Source organism: Corynebacterium sp. HMSC14B06, from assembly GCF_001807075.1.
GTDB lineage: Bacteria > Actinomycetota > Actinomycetes > Mycobacteriales > Mycobacteriaceae > Corynebacterium > Corynebacterium jeikeium_D.
Genome location: NZ_KV787371.1, coordinates 46,996 through 62,050, shown reverse-complemented (window position 1 = coordinate 62,050; position 15,055 = coordinate 46,996). Strand labels below are relative to the sequence as shown.

Sequence of the window (15,055 nt, the reverse complement as noted above, 5' to 3'; positions counted from 1 at the left end):
CGCTGTTAGGTTGCGAGGCAGCGTTTTGTTACCGCCTAGACTTCTGCCCACCGGCTCGCTTAAATTAGGGCATTACTCCAGGCACTAGATGATGGCTCTCCGCTCGGAAGTGTGTGTGATTTTATGTCTCGTTTTGTAGATCGTGTCGTACTGCATTTGCAGGCCGGCGACGGTGGTCACGGCTGTAACTCGGTGCTGCGTGAAAAGTTCAAGCCACTCGGCGGTCCCGATGGCGGCAACGGCGGCCACGGTGGAGACATTGTGCTGGTCGTCGACCCGCAGATTCACACTCTGATGGACTTCCACTTCCATCCCCACATCAAGGCTGCCAACGGTAAGCCCGGCGCGGGTGACCACCGCAACGGTGCTCGTGGTGAGGATTTGGTTCTCGGAGTGCCGGAGGGCACGGTTGTGATGACCGAGGATGGGGAAGTGCTGGCGGACATGACCGGTAAGGGGGCCCGCTTCATCGCTGCTGAAGGCGGTTACGGTGGCTTGGGTAACGCAGCGCTGGCGAACAAGAACCGCCGTGCGCCGGGCTTTGCTCTTCTCGGTGAGCCGGGTGAGGCCAAGGATCTTGTCTTGGAGCTCAAATCCATGGCAGACGTTGGACTGGTGGGCTTCCCGTCAGCCGGAAAGTCCTCACTGGTTAGCACCTTGAGCGCTGCTAAGCCGAAGATTGGTGACTATCCATTTACCACGCTGCAGCCGAACCTGGGTGTAGTCAACGTTGGCTACGAGTCCTTCACCATCGCAGATGTGCCGGGTCTTATCCCGGGGGCTTCTGAAGGCCGTGGTCTTGGGTTGGATTTCCTGCGTCACATTGAGCGCTGCGCTGTGCTCGTGCATGTGGTTGACGCTGCTGCTCTGGAGGGCGACCGCGATCCGGTCTCTGACATCAAGGCGTTGGAGACGGAACTCGCCAACTACCAGTCGGTGCTGAAGGCCGACGTGGGGCTTGGGGATCTCGCAGAGCGTCCGCGCGTCATCGTGCTGAACAAGATTGACCTGCCCGATGCTCGCGAGATGATTGACATGCAGCGCGAGGAGTTGGAGAAGTTCGGCTGGCCGATTTATGAGATCTCTACGGTGACGCACGAGGGACTCAAGGAGCTGACCTACGGCCTGAAGGATCAGATTGCCGCCTACCGCAAGGCGCATCCGTTGCCAACAGAGCAGGAGCCCCGTGCGGTCATCCGTCCGGAAGGTGTGCGCGGCAAGAAGCGCGAAGGCGCGGACTTCACCATCGAGCGCGATCCGAATACCCCAGATGGGTTCATTGTGCGTGGCCGTAAGCCGGAACGCTGGATTAACCAGACGGACTTCGAAAACGACGAGGCAGTCGGCTACTTGGCTGACCGCCTGGCCAAGCTTGGTGTAGAAGATGCCCTGGCAAAGGCTGGGGCAACGGTTGGCTGCCCGGTGACGATTTCCTATCTCACCTTCGAGTGGTACCCGCAGCAGGTCGCGGGCACCGATGACTTCGTGCCGAGTGGCCGTGGTACCGACGATCGTCTCTACGTCAACGAGCGCACTAGCGCTGAGCAGCGTAAGCGTGCATCGCAGGCCCGCCGTGGTCTGATTGACGAGTACGATTTCGGGGATGGCGAAGAGGCTATTCGCGACCGGTACTCATAGTCGCGGGCGACAGCGTCGTCGGCAAGCGAAGACTTCAAACTTGCATTTTGCCATTGATTGTTTAAACAATTATATAGTCAGAATTACATTAGACCGTCATGTTTTCCATTAGTGAAATGAGTGAGTCAGTTATCCCTTCCGACACCGTTGCCAACGATGTTGACGTCACTGGAGCAGATGCATTAGATGCCCCGGTAGCTACCGCGCCGAAGTCTGGATCGGACGCGCCGATTTCCCGTGAGGAGGTCGACGAGCTACTTCACGACAATCCTGAGTCCACCGTCGCTGAGATTGAAAAGGCGACTGAGAATTTATCTCCGGGAACCAAAGGCGGTTTCGATTCCGAGACTCGTGAGGCAATTCGGACCGCGAAGCGCGTCGTGGTGAAGATTGGTTCTTCCTCGCTGACCGGATCTGACGGTCGTACCGATCCCGAACGCATCGACTTCATTGCCGATGCCCTGGAAAAGCGTATGGGCTTTAGCGATGTCATTGTCGTGTCCTCCGGCGCGGTGGCATCCGGAATGGGGCCACTGGGGCTGACTTCGCGTCCCACTGATTTGGCGACCAAGCAGGCGGCTGCAGCTGTAGGGCAGGTGCGCCTGGCACAGGAGTGGGGACGCTCCTTCCTGCGCTATGGTCGCACTTCTGCGCAGGTGCTTTTGACCTCGGACGATGCAGGTGTGCGTTCGCGTGCCCGCAACGCCCAGCGCACTATCGACCGCCTGCGCCAGCTGGGCGCGGTGCCAATTGTCAACGAAAATGACACGGTCGCGACCTCGGAGTTCCGCTTCGGCGACAACGACCGCCTGGCCGCCCTGGTCAGTCACCTGGCGTACTGCGATGCACTGATTCTGCTTTCCGACGTCGACGGCCTCTACGACCGCAACCCGGCCGATCCAGGTGCGACCTTTGTGCCAGAGGTGCGCAGCGGTAACGACCTACGTGGTGTTATCGCCGGTGACGGTGGGGCACTGGGCACCGGTGGAATGGCCTCGAAGGTGTCTGCCGCACGCCTGGCTTCGCGTGCTGGGGTGCCGGTGCTGCTGACTTCTGCGTCCAACATTGAGCGAGCACTTGACCAGGCAGACGTGGGAACCGCTTTCGCCGCGAAGGACAACCGCCTGAGCGCCTGGAAGTTCTGGATGCTCTACGCAGCGGATAGCTCGGGCCTGCTTCGCCTGGATGCCGGCGCGGTCGACGCTGTGACCCGCATGCGCAAGTCGCTGCTCCCGGTCGGTATCACCTCGGTTGACGGTGAGTTCTCCGCTGGTGACATCGTCGACCTGATTGGCCCGAGCGGTGAGGTCATCGGACGCGGCGAGGTCAACTATGACTCTGAAGAACTGCTGGGCATGATCGGCTACCACACCGAGGAATTGCCGAATGACATGCAGAAGCCTGTCGTCCATGCCGACTACCTGTCGGATTTCGCCTCCCGCGCTTAGGAGAGCGTTGCGCTGAGAGCTGCAGCGCTTAAAGACGCGCACCTGGGCGCGCCCGGACAGAGGTGCCTCGGCAAAGACCGGCTGAGTGGGGACTAGCTGAGTGCGGACTGGCTGGGGGGAGGAGCGCCTGAGCGCGGACTGCCTGGATGAGGAACTTTCGGGCATAATCCTAAGTGTGTTATCGAAAATTATTGGCGTCATCGGCGAGTTGCTCTTGACCGCTGGAGTGATGGTGGCGCTCTTCGCCTTTTATCTGCTGTACTGGTCTGGTCTTGAAACCGGGAAAGCTCAGCAGCAGGCTCGTGATGAGCTGCAGCAGGCATGGTCCGCACCGGCATCGGCCTCAGCTCAGGCGCCAGAAGGCACGGAGCCAGCTGTTGAGGGCTCTTGGGTGCCTGGCTCTGCGGTGGCGATGATTTCCGCTCCAAAGGCCGGTTTTAGCGATTTGGTCGTATTCGAAGGTGTCTCTCAGGAAGTTTTGCGCGGTGGCCCCGGCCATTATCCGAGCACAGCCCTTCCGGGGCAGGTGGGCAACAGTTCTTATGCCGCCCATCGTGACGGCCACGGAGCTCCCTTTGACAACATTGACCGCCTGCAGACGTGCGATGACATCACTGTAGAGACGCGTGATGCTATTTACCGCTACAAGGTATTACCGGTCGACGGTATGGCTGGCGCAGGGGAAAGCTTCGACTGCGTGCCAGAAGGAACTAACGTCCCCGAGATTCCCGGCCAGCACATTGTCACTCCAGACCGCGCCGATGTCCTCAATCCGGTCGGTAACGCGACTCTACTTACGCTGACTACCTGCCATCCGCAGTGGGACAACACTCATCGGCTCATTATTCACGCGGTTCTCGCCGGTGTTGAGACCAAGGAGGTCAACTAGATGTACGCAGCTTTTTGGCGATCCCTGCCGGGTCCGTGGTGGGTGAAAGCGATCATCACCATCGTGATTGCCGTCATCGTGTTCCTGCTGTTGATGAATTACATCTTTCCTTGGGTTGCTGAGCTAATTCCCTCAAATGATGTCTCACTCTAGTTATGCTGGTAGGCATGACTGCTCAAACGAACGAAACTGCTAACACCAATCAACAGGGCATTGCCGAGGATTCGGCTCTTAGCCCGGAGCGTGCTGCTGAGCGCGCCGAGGTTTTAGATAAGGCACAGCGTGCCAAGGCTGTCGCGGGAGAGCTGGCTCGCTTTACGTCGGCACGCAAGAACGAGCTCCTGCTGGCCGCAGCAGATGCGCTGGTCGCCCGTACTGAAGAGATTCTGGTAGCCAACGCCAAGGACATCGAGGCCGGTAAGGCCCGTGGTTTTAGTGACTCCCTGCTGGATCGCCTGCGTCTTGACGCCGATCGTGTTGAGGGGATTGCCGGTGGGTTGCGCCAGGTTGCGGCCCTGCCGGATCCGGTAGGCGAGGTGCTGCGGGGCAGCACTCTTCCTAACGGCATTAAGCTTTCCCAGGTCAGCGTTCCGCTGGGCGTGATGGGCATGGTCTACGAGGCTCGCCCGAACGTTACTGTCGATGCCTTTGGTCTGGCGCTGAAGTCGGGCAACGTGGCCTTGCTGCGCGGCTCCAAGTCGGCCGTCCACTCCAACACGCAGCTGGTCGCGGTTTTGCGTGAGGTGCTGGCCAACCACGATGCACCGGAGGACCTTGTTCAGCTGCTGCCGTGTGAGACCCACGATTCCGTGCAAGATCTCATCACTGCCCGCGGCCTGGTTGACGTAGTGATTCCGCGCGGCGGTGCCGGTCTGATTGAGGCCGTCGTGACGAAGGCAACGGTGCCGACCATTGAGACCGGTACCGGTAACTGCCACATCTACATCGATGCTTCCGCCGATATCGACGAGGCGATTGCGCTGATGATTAACGGCAAGACCCGCCGTCCGAGCGTCTGTAACGCCACTGAAACGGTTCTCATTGACTCGGCGCTGTCCACGCAGGATCAGGTCCGCATTTTGGACGCGCTTGCCGACGCGGGCATTGCGGTCCACGGCGATGTCGATAATCTGGCGGCCTCTGGGTGGACCGGTGAGGTCATTCCTGCGACGGAAGAAGACTGGTCGGATGAGTACCTTTCGCTAGACATTGCCGCACGCATTGTCGACGGTGTGGTGGCCGCGACGGATCACATCACTGAGTACTCCTCGGGTCACACGGAAGCTATCTCTGCACGTGACTGGGGCGTGTGCCAGGAGTTCGTCGACCGTGTTGATGCTGCCGCTGTCAGCGTCAATGCCTCCACTGCGTTCACCGATGGTGAGCAGTACGGTTTCGGCGCAGAGATTGGTATTTCCACCCAGAAGCTGCACGCCCGTGGGCCCATGGGGCTGCCGGAGTTGACCAGCAGCAAGTGGGTTCTGGCTGGTCGTGGACAGACTCGTCCGTAGTGCCCGGGTAAAGTGCCAGTCATGATTAAGCGCAAGAAAAGTGTGCGGTCGCGAGTACACGCCGCGTTGACAGCGAAGTCGGCGGAAGCGCCCCGGCAGCGCATTGGCGTAATGGGTGGCACTTTTGACCCCATTCACAATGGTCACCTGGTTGCCGCCAGCGAGGTGGCAGACCGTTTTGACCTCGACTTTGTGCTTTTCGTGCCCACGGGTGAACCGTGGCAAAAGCGCGGCCGGAAGGTCTCTCACAGCGAAGACCGCTACCTGATGACGGTCATTGCCACTGCGTCGAACCCGCAGTTTTCGGTCTCGCGGGTTGATATTGATCGGCCGGGTGCGACCTATACCGTCGATACGCTGCGGGATTTGAAGGTCATCTATCCCAACGCGGATCTGTTCTTCATTACCGGTGCCGATGCGCTGCAGAAGATTATGACGTGGCGGGACTGGGAGGAGATGTTCGACGCAGCAACGTTCGTCGGTGTCACTCGTCCAGGGGTTCACCTGCGGGCAGAGGACCTGGAAGGAATCGACGCTTCACGGTTGCACCTCATCGAGATTCCCGCCATGGCTATTTCTTCTACCGATTGTCGAAAGCGTGCGGAGGCAGGACGCCCTGTTTGGTACTTGGTGCCGGATGGCGTGGTGCAGTACATCGCTAAGCGGGGTCTGTACCAGTCTGCTGAGGGCACGGTTGGTTCTGTGGGCCCCGCATCGGTGAACTCGACCTCCGAGGATGCGGCATCGGTGGATGCGAAGTCCGATACCGCGGACTGAAAGTTAGCAAAATCCCGCTGAGACGGTAAGTTACAAGTACAAACGCTGTTTTTCACGACTTTTAATCACAAGGAGCTGAAGTCTTTCGTGACTGCACAACCACGCGCCATTGAGCTGGCGACCGCCGCGGCGAAGGCCGCCGATAGCAAAAAGGGTGAGGACGTCGTTGTTCTCGATGTCTCTGGCCCGGTGGTGATTACGGACGCATTCGTCCTGGTCAGTGCTGACAATGAGCGTCTGGTTGCCGCAATCGTCGACGAAATTGAGGACGATCTGCGTGACCTCGGCGCAAAGCCGGTTCGCCGCGAAGGTGTCCGTGAGGGACGTTGGGCGCTGCTGGATTACGGCGACATTGTCGTGCATGTCTTCCGCAGTGAAGAACGCGACTTCTACGGCCTGGATCGACTGTGGCGCGATTGCCCGCGCATCGAGGTCGAGGGCATCGAGCAGCCGAGCAACGAGGACGGCGAAGATTCCGCCCGCAATGCTCGTTCTATCGACGAGATTCCGCTGGCTGCCGAAAACCCGGACACGGACGAGTTTTAATTGTGGCGGGCTCACGCGAGGCACATGTTGCTGCACGACGTCGCCTGATTATGCTGCGGCACGGGCAGACATCGTATAACGCTACCGGCCGCATTCAGGGACAGCTGGACACGCAGCTTTCCGACGTTGGTCGCGAGCAAGCCCGTACTGCGGCGCGGTACCTGGCGGAGGCTGAACCGCGAATCACAAAAATCGTGTCCTCCGACCTGACCCGGGCAGCCGACACCGCCCGTGCGCTAGCTGAGGCCACCGGTGCAGAGTTGAGTTTTGATAAGCGCCTGCGTGAGACCAACCTCGGTGAATGGCAAGAGCGCACCTACGACGAGATTGACTCCGCGTTTCCCGGTATGCGTGACCACTGGCGCCATAATCTTAACTGGGCTCCCAAGGGCGGCGAGACCCGCTTTGAGGTTTCCAACCGAATGCTGGCGGTCATTGCTGAGCTAGCGGCCAACCCCGATTGGGAGTCGGATACCTTTGTGCTCGTGTCCCACGGTGGTGCCATTGCTGCCGCTACCGCAGCCCTGCTGCAGATGCCGCGCGACTACTTCAGCACGTTCAACGGACTGGGCAACACTGCGTGGGTCGAAATGGAGCAGCGCACGCGCGTCAATGGTGAGACCTCCTGGTATCTGAATGCTTTTAACGCGAAGGTCCGTGAGCGGGAGTTGCAGGTTTCTCATTCTTCAGGAGGCTGCCATGCCCGGTGACGGTCGCGTTCGCATTGTTGTCGATGACACCGCGTGCCTGATGCCCGAGGTTGCCCGCAAGCTCGACATCACCGTGGTTCCCATCGGCCATGACATCAATGAAGACGCCGTCACCACGTCGGCAGTCAGTCCGCTGAAGCTGTGCGCCGCATATGCGCGTGCGCTGGAACGCTCCAACAAGGATGGTTCTGACGCTGGCGTTGTCGCCCTGCATCTTGGCAAGGGAATGTCCGCTACCTGGTCTAACGCTGTCACCGCTGCTGGTGCGCTGGACCGTGTGACCGTCATCGATACCGACACCGTCGGAGCTGGAGTCGGTGCCGCTGCCATCGCAGCGGCCAAGGCTGCGAGGGCCAGGGCCAGTCGTGATGAGGTTGCCGACGTCGCCCGTGATGTGCTGCAGCGCTATCGACTCTGGTTGTTCGTACCAAAGCTTGATTCGCTGCGCCGTGGTGGTCGCATCTCCGCGGGCCAAGCGATGCTCTCTACGGCTCTCGCTATCAAGCCCATCGTCGGCATTAAAGATGGCTCACTGGCACTCGTCGCCAAGTGCCGCACAGAAGCGAAGGTCAAGCAGCGGATGGTGGATTTTGCCACGAAGATGGTGCGGTCTGCGTCATCGGCGAACCGTCCGCCTGCAGTATTGCTGCATCATTCCGACGCGCTTGACGACGTCCACGAGCTCCAGGCCATGCTTGCCGAAGAGCTACCCGACGATACCCGGTTTAGAATCCTGGATTTGCCGGAGTCGCTTGCTGCTCATGTCGGGCAGGGAGCCTATGCAGTTGGCATGGTTTCCGGTGGCTCGATTGATTCGGATGCCATGGATTTTGAAGCAGAGATGGGTGTGACAGCGCTGCTCCACAGTGTGGAGGAGAGTGACGCGGCTGCTGTTGAAGGTGAGGTTACCGACGCAGTGGAAGATGATTCCGGGAACATAGGCAATTCCGGTGACTCTGCTGACATGGAAGGGGCGGATGGCTCCGTTGGTTCAGCTGAAACCGCTGACGCCACTGACTCGGATGAACCAATCACCGATCAGGCTGTGGTGAAGGTAGCTGAGAATCCGGCGGCTAGTCGCAACCGCAATAAGCGTATCCATCGCACAGTCGTGACTAATGAACAGGGAATTCCGCTTTTCACCACGGCTGTTTCTAAATTGCCAACGTGGAGTGAGAACCGCCAAGCAGCCCTGGATAAAGCTGAGCGCCTGGCGAAGGCTATCTCTGATTTGGCGCTGCGCGATAAGTCCGATCCCGAGGGAGCTGTATTTGGCAACGAAGGGGAGAAATTGCAGGAGTCGTCGTCAAGCGACAAGCGTGATGATGACGGCGATGAGACGAAGATATAGCGGCTGAACTGAGCAGATGATGTGACCTGTGGATAACCTCCACAGGTCATTTTTTATCCACAGATGACGCTTCGATAGGTGCTTTCGCGGGAGTGCGGTGTGGGGCGGGGCGCTAGTGTGCGCATCGTGACGAATTTGCGGAATCGGCTGGCGGACTACCTGGAACCGATTGATCAAGACAAGCGCATGGCGGTGGACCTCTCCGTGCGCCGGGCGGTGGTGACGCCGCGGGTGGCAATGGCTGCGTGCATTGTGATTGCGGTGTTGGCCCTGGGAGCAATTGCGGCGGTGGTATGGCCGTCGTCGCCGCAGGTAGAGATGCCTGCGGTGCAAGACGCGGCTGTCGCGGGGACGACACCGGAGACGACCGAAACCTCAGCGGAGACACCGGGCGGTCCGGGGAAGGAGACTAACGCTCAGGCACAGGCGGGGCCGTTGATTGTGTCGGTGGGGGGGGTGGTCGTGAATCCAGGCGTGGTGGAGGTGCCAGCGGGCGCGCGGGTGGTGGAGGCAATTGAGCGTGTGGGTGGGCTTTTGCCGGAGGCTAATCCTGCCAGTGTGAACCTGGCGGCGCCGTTGGTTGATGGTCAACAGATTGTGGTCGGGACGGAGGCGCTCCCAGCAGGGGAGATCGCGGGTGGTTCTGGCGGTGCAGATGGTTCTGGCGCCGATTCTGCCGACTCTGGTGCGGCTGGCGGGGCTGGCCCGGGCGGCTCTGACGGACAGATCAACATCAACACCGCTACTGCTACTCAGTTGGAGGAACTGCCTGGAATCGGACCCGCAACGGCGACCAAAATCATCGACTTTCGTGAAAAGAACGGGCCTTTTGCGAGCATCGACGCACTTGAGGAGGTTCCGGGAATCGGCCCGGCGAAGGTAGAGGCTCTGCGCGATGCCGCCACCGTCTGACCTGCGCGCTCGTGCTGGGCTCGATGTGCGGCTAGTGCCAGGAGCGGTGCTGGCGTGGGCGACTGCGGTGGCAGTGATCATGCGCCCAGAATGGGCGATAGTTGTGGCACCGTGCGCGATCGTGACTGCGGTGGTGTTGCCGTGGGCGTGGCAGCGTTGGTCGTGGCGATGGGGAAGAGGTGCGGTGACCTCCGGCTGGCGAGCAATCGCCACTATCGTGGTGCCAGCTGTGGCGGTGGCCAGTGTTGCGGTGGCCACGCGAATCCGCATAGCGCAAGCCCGAGCCCACGAGCTCTATGACGACATTGGCGGGATGTCGAAAGTGCAATTGCGCCTCGTCACCGAGCCGAAAGCTACCGAGTTCGGGGCCAGCGCGAAGGCCCGCATCGAGGGCCTTCCGGGGCAGGTGTCGGTTTTCGGCGACGAGCAACTGTTGGCGGTCACGAGAGACGCCGTAGTTGAATCCACAGCCGGTATACGTGTGGCCAGCAAACCCTGCATTAGTGGTATCCAGCTGAATCTGCGCGGCGATGTTGAGGTCATCGCGCCACCACAGGGGCTGGCAGCTCAGGTGCGCCAGCAGCTCTTTGACTCGGCGCAAAACCTTCCCGTTGGTCCCGACCGCCTGATTCCCGCCATGGCCATCGGCGATGAGCGCGGCTTTAGCCTCACCGACGGCGACGTGATGACTGCTTCTGGGCTTTCGCATCTATCAGCGGTCTCTGGAGCGAACGTTGCGCTTGTTGTCGGGGCTGTTGTAGCCGTGTTCTCGTGGGCTGGACCGCGGGTGCGCGTCGCAGTCGCCGCGCTTGCCCTGTATGGCTTTGTAGCAATTGTGGGCACCGAACCGTCAGTGCTACGCGCGGTGGTCACCGGCTGCATTGGGCTGTTGGCGATTCTCGTAGGACGAGCTGGCCAAGCCATCGCGGCGCTATCGGCTGGCATTATTGGGTTGATTCTCCTGGCACCAGACCTATCGGTATCAGTGGGCTTCGCCCTGTCGGTCGCAGCCACCGCTGGGCTAATTCTTCTTGCCGAGCCCCTTGCCAGACGCCTGTCCGCCACCACCGTTATGGGTACCTGGCCCGCCCCAGTAGTCCGCGCCATCGCCGTATCGATTGCCGCACACGTGGTCACCATGCCCGTATTGGCGCTTCTCATCGGCGAAATTAGTCATGTCTCACTGCTCGCCAATCTCCTCGCCGCGCCCGCCGTCGCACCGGTTACTATCGCTGGTTCGCTCGCTGCCGTTGCCGCCGCACTGCATCTCAATTGGCTGGTCAGTGCGCTGCTCTGGTGCGCCGCGCCGTGCGCATGGTGGATTCATCAGGTCGCACGCCTCGCTGCGGGAATCGTCGCGCCCGCCACTGGGACGGTCACGTTGGTCATCTCCTGCACGCTCACGTTCGCATGCTTGACGGCGCTCTGGGCGTGGCCCCGTCTTGCGCTCCGCGCTGGTTGCTTCGCAGTGGTACTTGCCGTCTGTAGTTACGCGGTTATTTGGGTGTTCGGGCTGGACATTGCGCGTGCCCCACAGGGGTGGAAGGTTGCGGCCTGTGCGGAGAAGACCCAGATTGTTCTCATTCACGCGGAGGCTGTCGGAGAACCCGCCAACCATGTGGCATCGGTTGGTTACCCTGCACCGACCTCGCTCAGCCGGCAGTGCCGAATTGCACTCGGACTCACCGAGGAAGAGGCGGGGTACGTCCAGGTGCTCGATGACACCACCAACAACCCCACGACAGAAACCGTGGCGGTGGAGTCCCCGTCGTACATCGCTGAATCCGTGAGCGGCCAACCGTCCCAATCAGGCCGCTCACCCCAGTGGTTTATCGCTCGCGAGTGTGGTCCGCGCGTGCGAGAAACCGTAATGACACCCGAGCAGATTCCTGTGGTGTGCCCGCAGCGAGATGGGCCGCAAGCCCTGTATTCCAATGGTGAAGTCTGGCGAGGAAGGTGAAATCCGGGCTGTCCCGTAGGCTAGAAACAACAGTCGCAGGAATTAACGCGGAAAAGAGGTCGGGATTGAGCGCCGTCGCACCCGTGAATTTGATTGTGGGCAAAGAGGAGCTGCTGAAAGACCGCGCCCGCCTCGCCATTGTCGCTGCCGTCCGCGCGCAGGCAGCAACGGAGTCCGATCCGGGTGGACGCTCGGTGCCTGTGACCACCATCCGCGCAGGGGACATGACCACTGTCGATGCCGTGGAGCTCTTCAGCCCTTCGTTGTTTGGAGATGACCGGATCGTGGTTGTCACCGACTGCCAAGACGCCGGCAAAGAGCCTGCCAAGCTGTTGATGGATTCGGTTAAGGATCCCGCGCCGGGCATCACGTTGATTCTCCTTCACAGCGGTGAGGGGCGTCAGAAAAAGATGGTCGCTGACCTGCGCAAGTTGGGGGTCCGCTTTTTCGAAGCTCAACCGCTCAAGCGAAACGACTTGCCCGGTTTTGTTGGCGAAGAGTTCGCCTCACACGGGGTTAAGGTGCGTCGCGACGTCATCGATACCGTCCTGGATGCGGTCGGTTCAGACCTCCGCGAGCTGGCCACCGCCATTTCCCAGCTGTGTGCGGATACCGCGGGCAAGGTCACCTCGGAAGCAGTGCGCACCTACTACGGTGCTTCGGCGGAGGTTTCGGGCTTTGAGATTGCCGAGCTCGCACTGCGCGGCCGGGGTGGGGAAGCGTTGGCGAAGATGCGCCGTGCTTTGCAGCTGGGAATGGCACCGGCACTGCTGTCGGCTGCAATCACGGGAATGGTCGGTGATGTAGCTCGGCTCCACGGCGCACGTGGCGTTAATGCTCGCAGGGATGCCCACCGCTATGGCATGCCGCCGTGGAAGTTGGAGAAAACTCAGCGGTTGGCTTCGGCCTGGTCAACTCCGGCGGTCGCTCGCGCTGTGGTTGTTGCGGCACAGCTGGATGCGGACACCAAGGGAGCCTCATCGACGCCGGAACTATCGCTGGAACAGTCGGTGCTTCGTATCGCGGAGCTGGCCCATTCGTCCCATAGGCGTTAAGCCTTGAGAGGCCGTGGCGAAAACCAGCGATTTTCCGCTATGCGAGTTCGAAGGACGAGGCCGCAGGGTTAGACAGCGTGTCCTGAACCGGGCAGTGGGATTCAACAAAGCCGAGGAATGCGACCAGTTCCTCCCTCGTGTTGTCTGCATCAATGTGGAAGCGGGTGTGAATCTCGGAGAAACCGATCTTTGCTTCCGGGTTTTTCCCCATGAAACCGTCTGGATCGAGCACACCGGAGCACTCAACCTTGACATCGTTGAGCTTGATGCCGTGGGCAGCGGCGAATGAGCGGACAACGATGCACTTGCAGGCGCCGAGGGCTCCGAGCAGCGCCTCGACCGGGTTCATGCCCGCGTTGGTTCCCCCGAGGTCAGTAGGCTCGTCCAAAGTGAAGCTCATGTCTCGAGAGGTCACCGTGGTTTCGAGGTTGGTTGGGGCATGCGCGACCGTTGTGAAAGTTGTCTTCGGCATGACGTTCCTTCCTGTAGAAATTGTGCTGGCGTAGTCGATTCTCGTGGATACTCAGATAATGCGCAGCAATTTTAGGGTTAATAGACAAGAAGTCTGTCAGATTCAAGACATTCCAGCAGGTCACGTTATGTAAATCGCGCTTGAATAGGGGCTCGGTTCTGCGAATACGTGTCTGGGCCTGATTCAAACCCGTTTTCCGGTCAATCCACCGGAGTCGCAACCGCATTCGCTGGCCGTGTGTTGGTGGCTGCATGTCGGTGTGCTGGAACCGAAGCGATGGAAATCAACAACCAACAGTGTGGGCGGCGGGGCCCAGGCCCTGCTCAAAGGGCTGCAAATGTGAAACTGTGTGAGTTTATGACACTTTCAGGCCATTTTTTGGGTCATTTTGTCATAAACGTAGTCAGTAACTCGCATCGCCCCACCGCCGCCAGCCATAAACGCAGTCACTAACTCGCGTTGGGGTTAAATAATAAAAACCGCCTCCCGCCACATCCGAAATGAAATCGGAAAATAGCAGGAAGCGGTTAATTTCACGGCACAAGCGCCACAAGAACGGCACAGCGCCAAAAGGGAATTAGCCCTCCAGCTTGTTGAAAGCCTTAGCCATACCGGACTTCTTGTTAGCCGCAGTGTTGCGGTGGAAGACGCCCTTGGTGACAGCCTTGTCCAGCTTGCGGGAAGCAACGCGCAGCTGAGCCTCAGCAGCAGCCTTGTCGCCAGCCTCAACAGCAGCCTGGAACTTGCGGATCTCAGTGCGGACTGCGGAGCGGATAGCCTGGTTACGCAGGCGAGCCTTCTCGTTGGTCTTGTTGCGCTTGATCTGGGACTTGATGTTTGCCATCGTGAATACCTCTTGTATCCGTAGTAGTTGGAATTGTTACCGCCCGCCACCAAGAAAAGTCCTGATCACAGTGCAAATTTCGGGTCGAACCTCTGCTGGTCAAACTAATTAACCAGCGAGTTAAAACCGCCCACTGCGCTTATACGACGATGAAAACGCGAACCCAAGGTCCTGCCCGCGCTCGCCGCAAAGGAACGCAACGGTAAACAACTTGCAGAATTCTAGCAAACAGCGCTGCCTAATACCAGCCGCTGCCTAACTCCAGCTACTGCCTAATTCCAGCCGTAATCTCCGCGAAGTCGGGCGGCGATGAGCTCAAAGCGCCTACGGGGCATCATCGCACCTGCGCGGCGAATACCCGATTCTGGGATGAGCAAGATACGGTCCATGCGAACCCACGATGGCTTGGGGTCTTCATTCCAGAACCCGCTGCCGATAAACAGCCACTCCGGGTGCTCACTGTGCTCGCTGCGGGTGGAAATCAGCATGCCCAATAGGTACTGGTCATGGCGCCCAACCACGACCACAGCGCGCTCGCGCAGGGCAGCATTTTCACCTTCGAGCTGCAGCGGAATCCATACCACTTCGCCGGGGTCGGCCTGACCATCCATGTCGGGGCTGTAGACGATTGTGCGGGCCAACTCCGCGGTTGGGCGCGCGATGGTCACCGAATCTCGCAGTCGAAGTAGAGCCTCCTTGGACTCGTCGGAAAGCGAGGTGTCCTGAGCGAGCCCAAGTTGCGTGTTGAGCTTAAACAGTGCCTCATCGAGGGTGTCGGGGCCGCGGAACCACTCGGTACCGGCGAAAAGACGCGCGCTGATGCGATTGCGCAGGCGGCGTGGCCAGCTTTCGCGTTCATTTTTATCGGTGGACGAAGTGGAGCTCATGGAATCTAAGTCTAGAGGTTTAGTGCGGAGGGAATCGATAGGTAAGATTGTGCGT

General features: G+C 59.9%; 15 protein-coding genes. 12 read left to right on the top strand and 3 right to left on the bottom strand.

What is annotated here, in order from left to right; genetic code table 11:
- The first annotated feature begins 123 nt into the window (after window positions 1-123).
- From obgE to holA, 12 genes are all read left to right on the top strand, one after another.
- Window positions 124-1,638 (top strand): GTPase ObgE, encoded by a 1,515-nt coding sequence (gene obgE, locus HMPREF3130_RS05520; protein ID WP_070429496.1) that lies wholly within the window; start codon window positions 124-126, stop codon window positions 1,636-1,638.
- A 98-nt stretch (window positions 1,639-1,736) separates the two neighbouring features.
- Complete coding sequence (gene proB / locus HMPREF3130_RS05515) at window positions 1,737-3,086, top strand: glutamate 5-kinase (protein WP_049190854.1); 1,350 nt, start codon at window positions 1,737-1,739, stop codon at window positions 3,084-3,086.
- 175 nt (window positions 3,087-3,261) lie between these two features.
- On the top strand, window positions 3,262-3,975 hold the full coding sequence (locus tag HMPREF3130_RS05510; RefSeq protein ID WP_016422315.1) for a class E sortase: 714 nt from the start codon (window positions 3,262-3,264) through the stop codon (window positions 3,973-3,975).
- On the top strand, window positions 3,976-4,128 hold the full coding sequence (locus HMPREF3130_RS11340) for a hypothetical protein (protein WP_016422316.1): 153 nt from the start codon (window positions 3,976-3,978) through the stop codon (window positions 4,126-4,128).
- A gap of 14 nt (window positions 4,129-4,142) precedes the next feature.
- Window positions 4,143-5,486, top strand: a complete 1,344-nt coding sequence (locus tag HMPREF3130_RS05505; RefSeq protein WP_246815117.1) for a glutamate-5-semialdehyde dehydrogenase — start codon at window positions 4,143-4,145, stop codon at window positions 5,484-5,486.
- Window positions 5,487-5,507: 21 nt separating this feature from the next.
- Window positions 5,508-6,263: a nicotinate-nucleotide adenylyltransferase gene (gene nadD, locus HMPREF3130_RS05500; RefSeq protein WP_049171017.1), complete on the top strand. Its 756-nt coding sequence runs from the start codon at window positions 5,508-5,510 to the stop codon at window positions 6,261-6,263.
- Window positions 6,264-6,350: 87 nt separating this feature from the next.
- Window positions 6,351-6,809 (top strand): ribosome silencing factor, encoded by a 459-nt coding sequence (gene rsfS / locus HMPREF3130_RS05495; protein ID WP_005511538.1) that lies wholly within the window; start codon window positions 6,351-6,353, stop codon window positions 6,807-6,809.
- Window positions 6,810-6,811: 2 nt separating this feature from the next.
- The gene (locus tag HMPREF3130_RS05490) at window positions 6,812-7,519 is read left to right on the top strand and encodes a histidine phosphatase family protein (protein ID WP_070429494.1); all 708 of its coding nucleotides are present in this window, start codon (window positions 6,812-6,814) and stop codon (window positions 7,517-7,519) included.
- Entirely contained in the window at window positions 7,509-8,870 is a 1,362-nt protein-coding gene (locus HMPREF3130_RS05485; RefSeq protein WP_070429493.1) for a DegV family protein, read from the top strand. The genes HMPREF3130_RS05490 and HMPREF3130_RS05485 overlap by 11 nt, the downstream gene beginning before the upstream one ends.
- Before the next feature lie 126 nt (window positions 8,871-8,996).
- Entirely contained in the window at window positions 8,997-9,782 is a 786-nt protein-coding gene (locus HMPREF3130_RS05480) for a ComEA family DNA-binding protein (RefSeq protein ID WP_246815116.1), read from the top strand.
- Entirely contained in the window at window positions 9,766-11,742 is a 1,977-nt protein-coding gene (locus HMPREF3130_RS05475) for a ComEC/Rec2 family competence protein (protein ID WP_070429491.1), read from the top strand. The genes HMPREF3130_RS05480 and HMPREF3130_RS05475 overlap by 17 nt, the downstream gene beginning before the upstream one ends.
- Window positions 11,739-12,797, top strand: coding sequence for a DNA polymerase III subunit delta (gene holA / locus HMPREF3130_RS05470; RefSeq protein ID WP_005511539.1), 1,059 nt, complete (start codon window positions 11,739-11,741; stop codon window positions 12,795-12,797). Before HMPREF3130_RS05475 ends, holA begins: the two co-directional genes overlap by 4 nt.
- A 37-nt stretch (window positions 12,798-12,834) precedes the next feature.
- Here the strand turns inward: holA and HMPREF3130_RS05465 are convergent, their stop codons facing one another.
- The 3 genes from HMPREF3130_RS05465 to HMPREF3130_RS05455 form a co-directional block, all read right to left on the bottom strand.
- On the bottom strand, window positions 12,835-13,269 hold the full coding sequence (locus tag HMPREF3130_RS05465) for an OsmC family protein (protein WP_049190829.1): 435 nt from the start codon (window positions 13,267-13,269) through the stop codon (window positions 12,835-12,837).
- Between the two features lie 577 nt (window positions 13,270-13,846).
- Window positions 13,847-14,113, bottom strand: a complete 267-nt coding sequence (gene rpsT / locus HMPREF3130_RS05460; RefSeq protein ID WP_016422323.1) for a 30S ribosomal protein S20 — start codon at window positions 14,111-14,113, stop codon at window positions 13,847-13,849.
- A 272-nt stretch (window positions 14,114-14,385) separates the two neighbouring features.
- A complete protein-coding gene (locus HMPREF3130_RS05455; protein ID WP_069359618.1) occupies window positions 14,386-15,000 on the bottom strand; it encodes a type II toxin-antitoxin system PemK/MazF family toxin in 615 nt (204 codons plus the stop codon).
- Window positions 15,001-15,055 lie beyond the last annotated feature (55 nt).

Bases quoted from the DNA above. Each gene is read 5' to 3' on its own strand.
- HMPREF3130_RS05455 (WP_069359618.1), bottom strand. From the start codon at position 15,000: ATGAGCTCCACTTCGTCCACCGATAAAAATGAACGCGAAAGCTGGCCA.
- HMPREF3130_RS05485 (WP_070429493.1), top strand. From the start codon at position 7,509: ATGCCCGGTGACGGTCGCGTTCGCATTGTTGTCGATGACACCGCGTGC.
- obgE (WP_070429496.1), top strand. From the start codon at position 124: ATGTCTCGTTTTGTAGATCGTGTCGTACTGCATTTGCAGGCCGGCGAC.
- HMPREF3130_RS05505 (WP_246815117.1), top strand. From the start codon at position 4,143: ATGACTGCTCAAACGAACGAAACTGCTAACACCAATCAACAGGGCATT.
- HMPREF3130_RS11340 (WP_016422316.1), top strand. From the start codon at position 3,976: ATGTACGCAGCTTTTTGGCGATCCCTGCCGGGTCCGTGGTGGGTGAAA.
- nadD (WP_049171017.1), top strand. From the start codon at position 5,508: ATGATTAAGCGCAAGAAAAGTGTGCGGTCGCGAGTACACGCCGCGTTG.
- rpsT (WP_016422323.1), bottom strand. From the start codon at position 14,113: ATGGCAAACATCAAGTCCCAGATCAAGCGCAACAAGACCAACGAGAAG.
- HMPREF3130_RS05475 (WP_070429491.1), top strand. From the start codon at position 9,766: ATGCCGCCACCGTCTGACCTGCGCGCTCGTGCTGGGCTCGATGTGCGG.
- proB (WP_049190854.1), top strand. From the start codon at position 1,737: ATGTTTTCCATTAGTGAAATGAGTGAGTCAGTTATCCCTTCCGACACC.
- HMPREF3130_RS05465 (WP_049190829.1), bottom strand. From the start codon at position 13,269: ATGCCGAAGACAACTTTCACAACGGTCGCGCATGCCCCAACCAACCTC.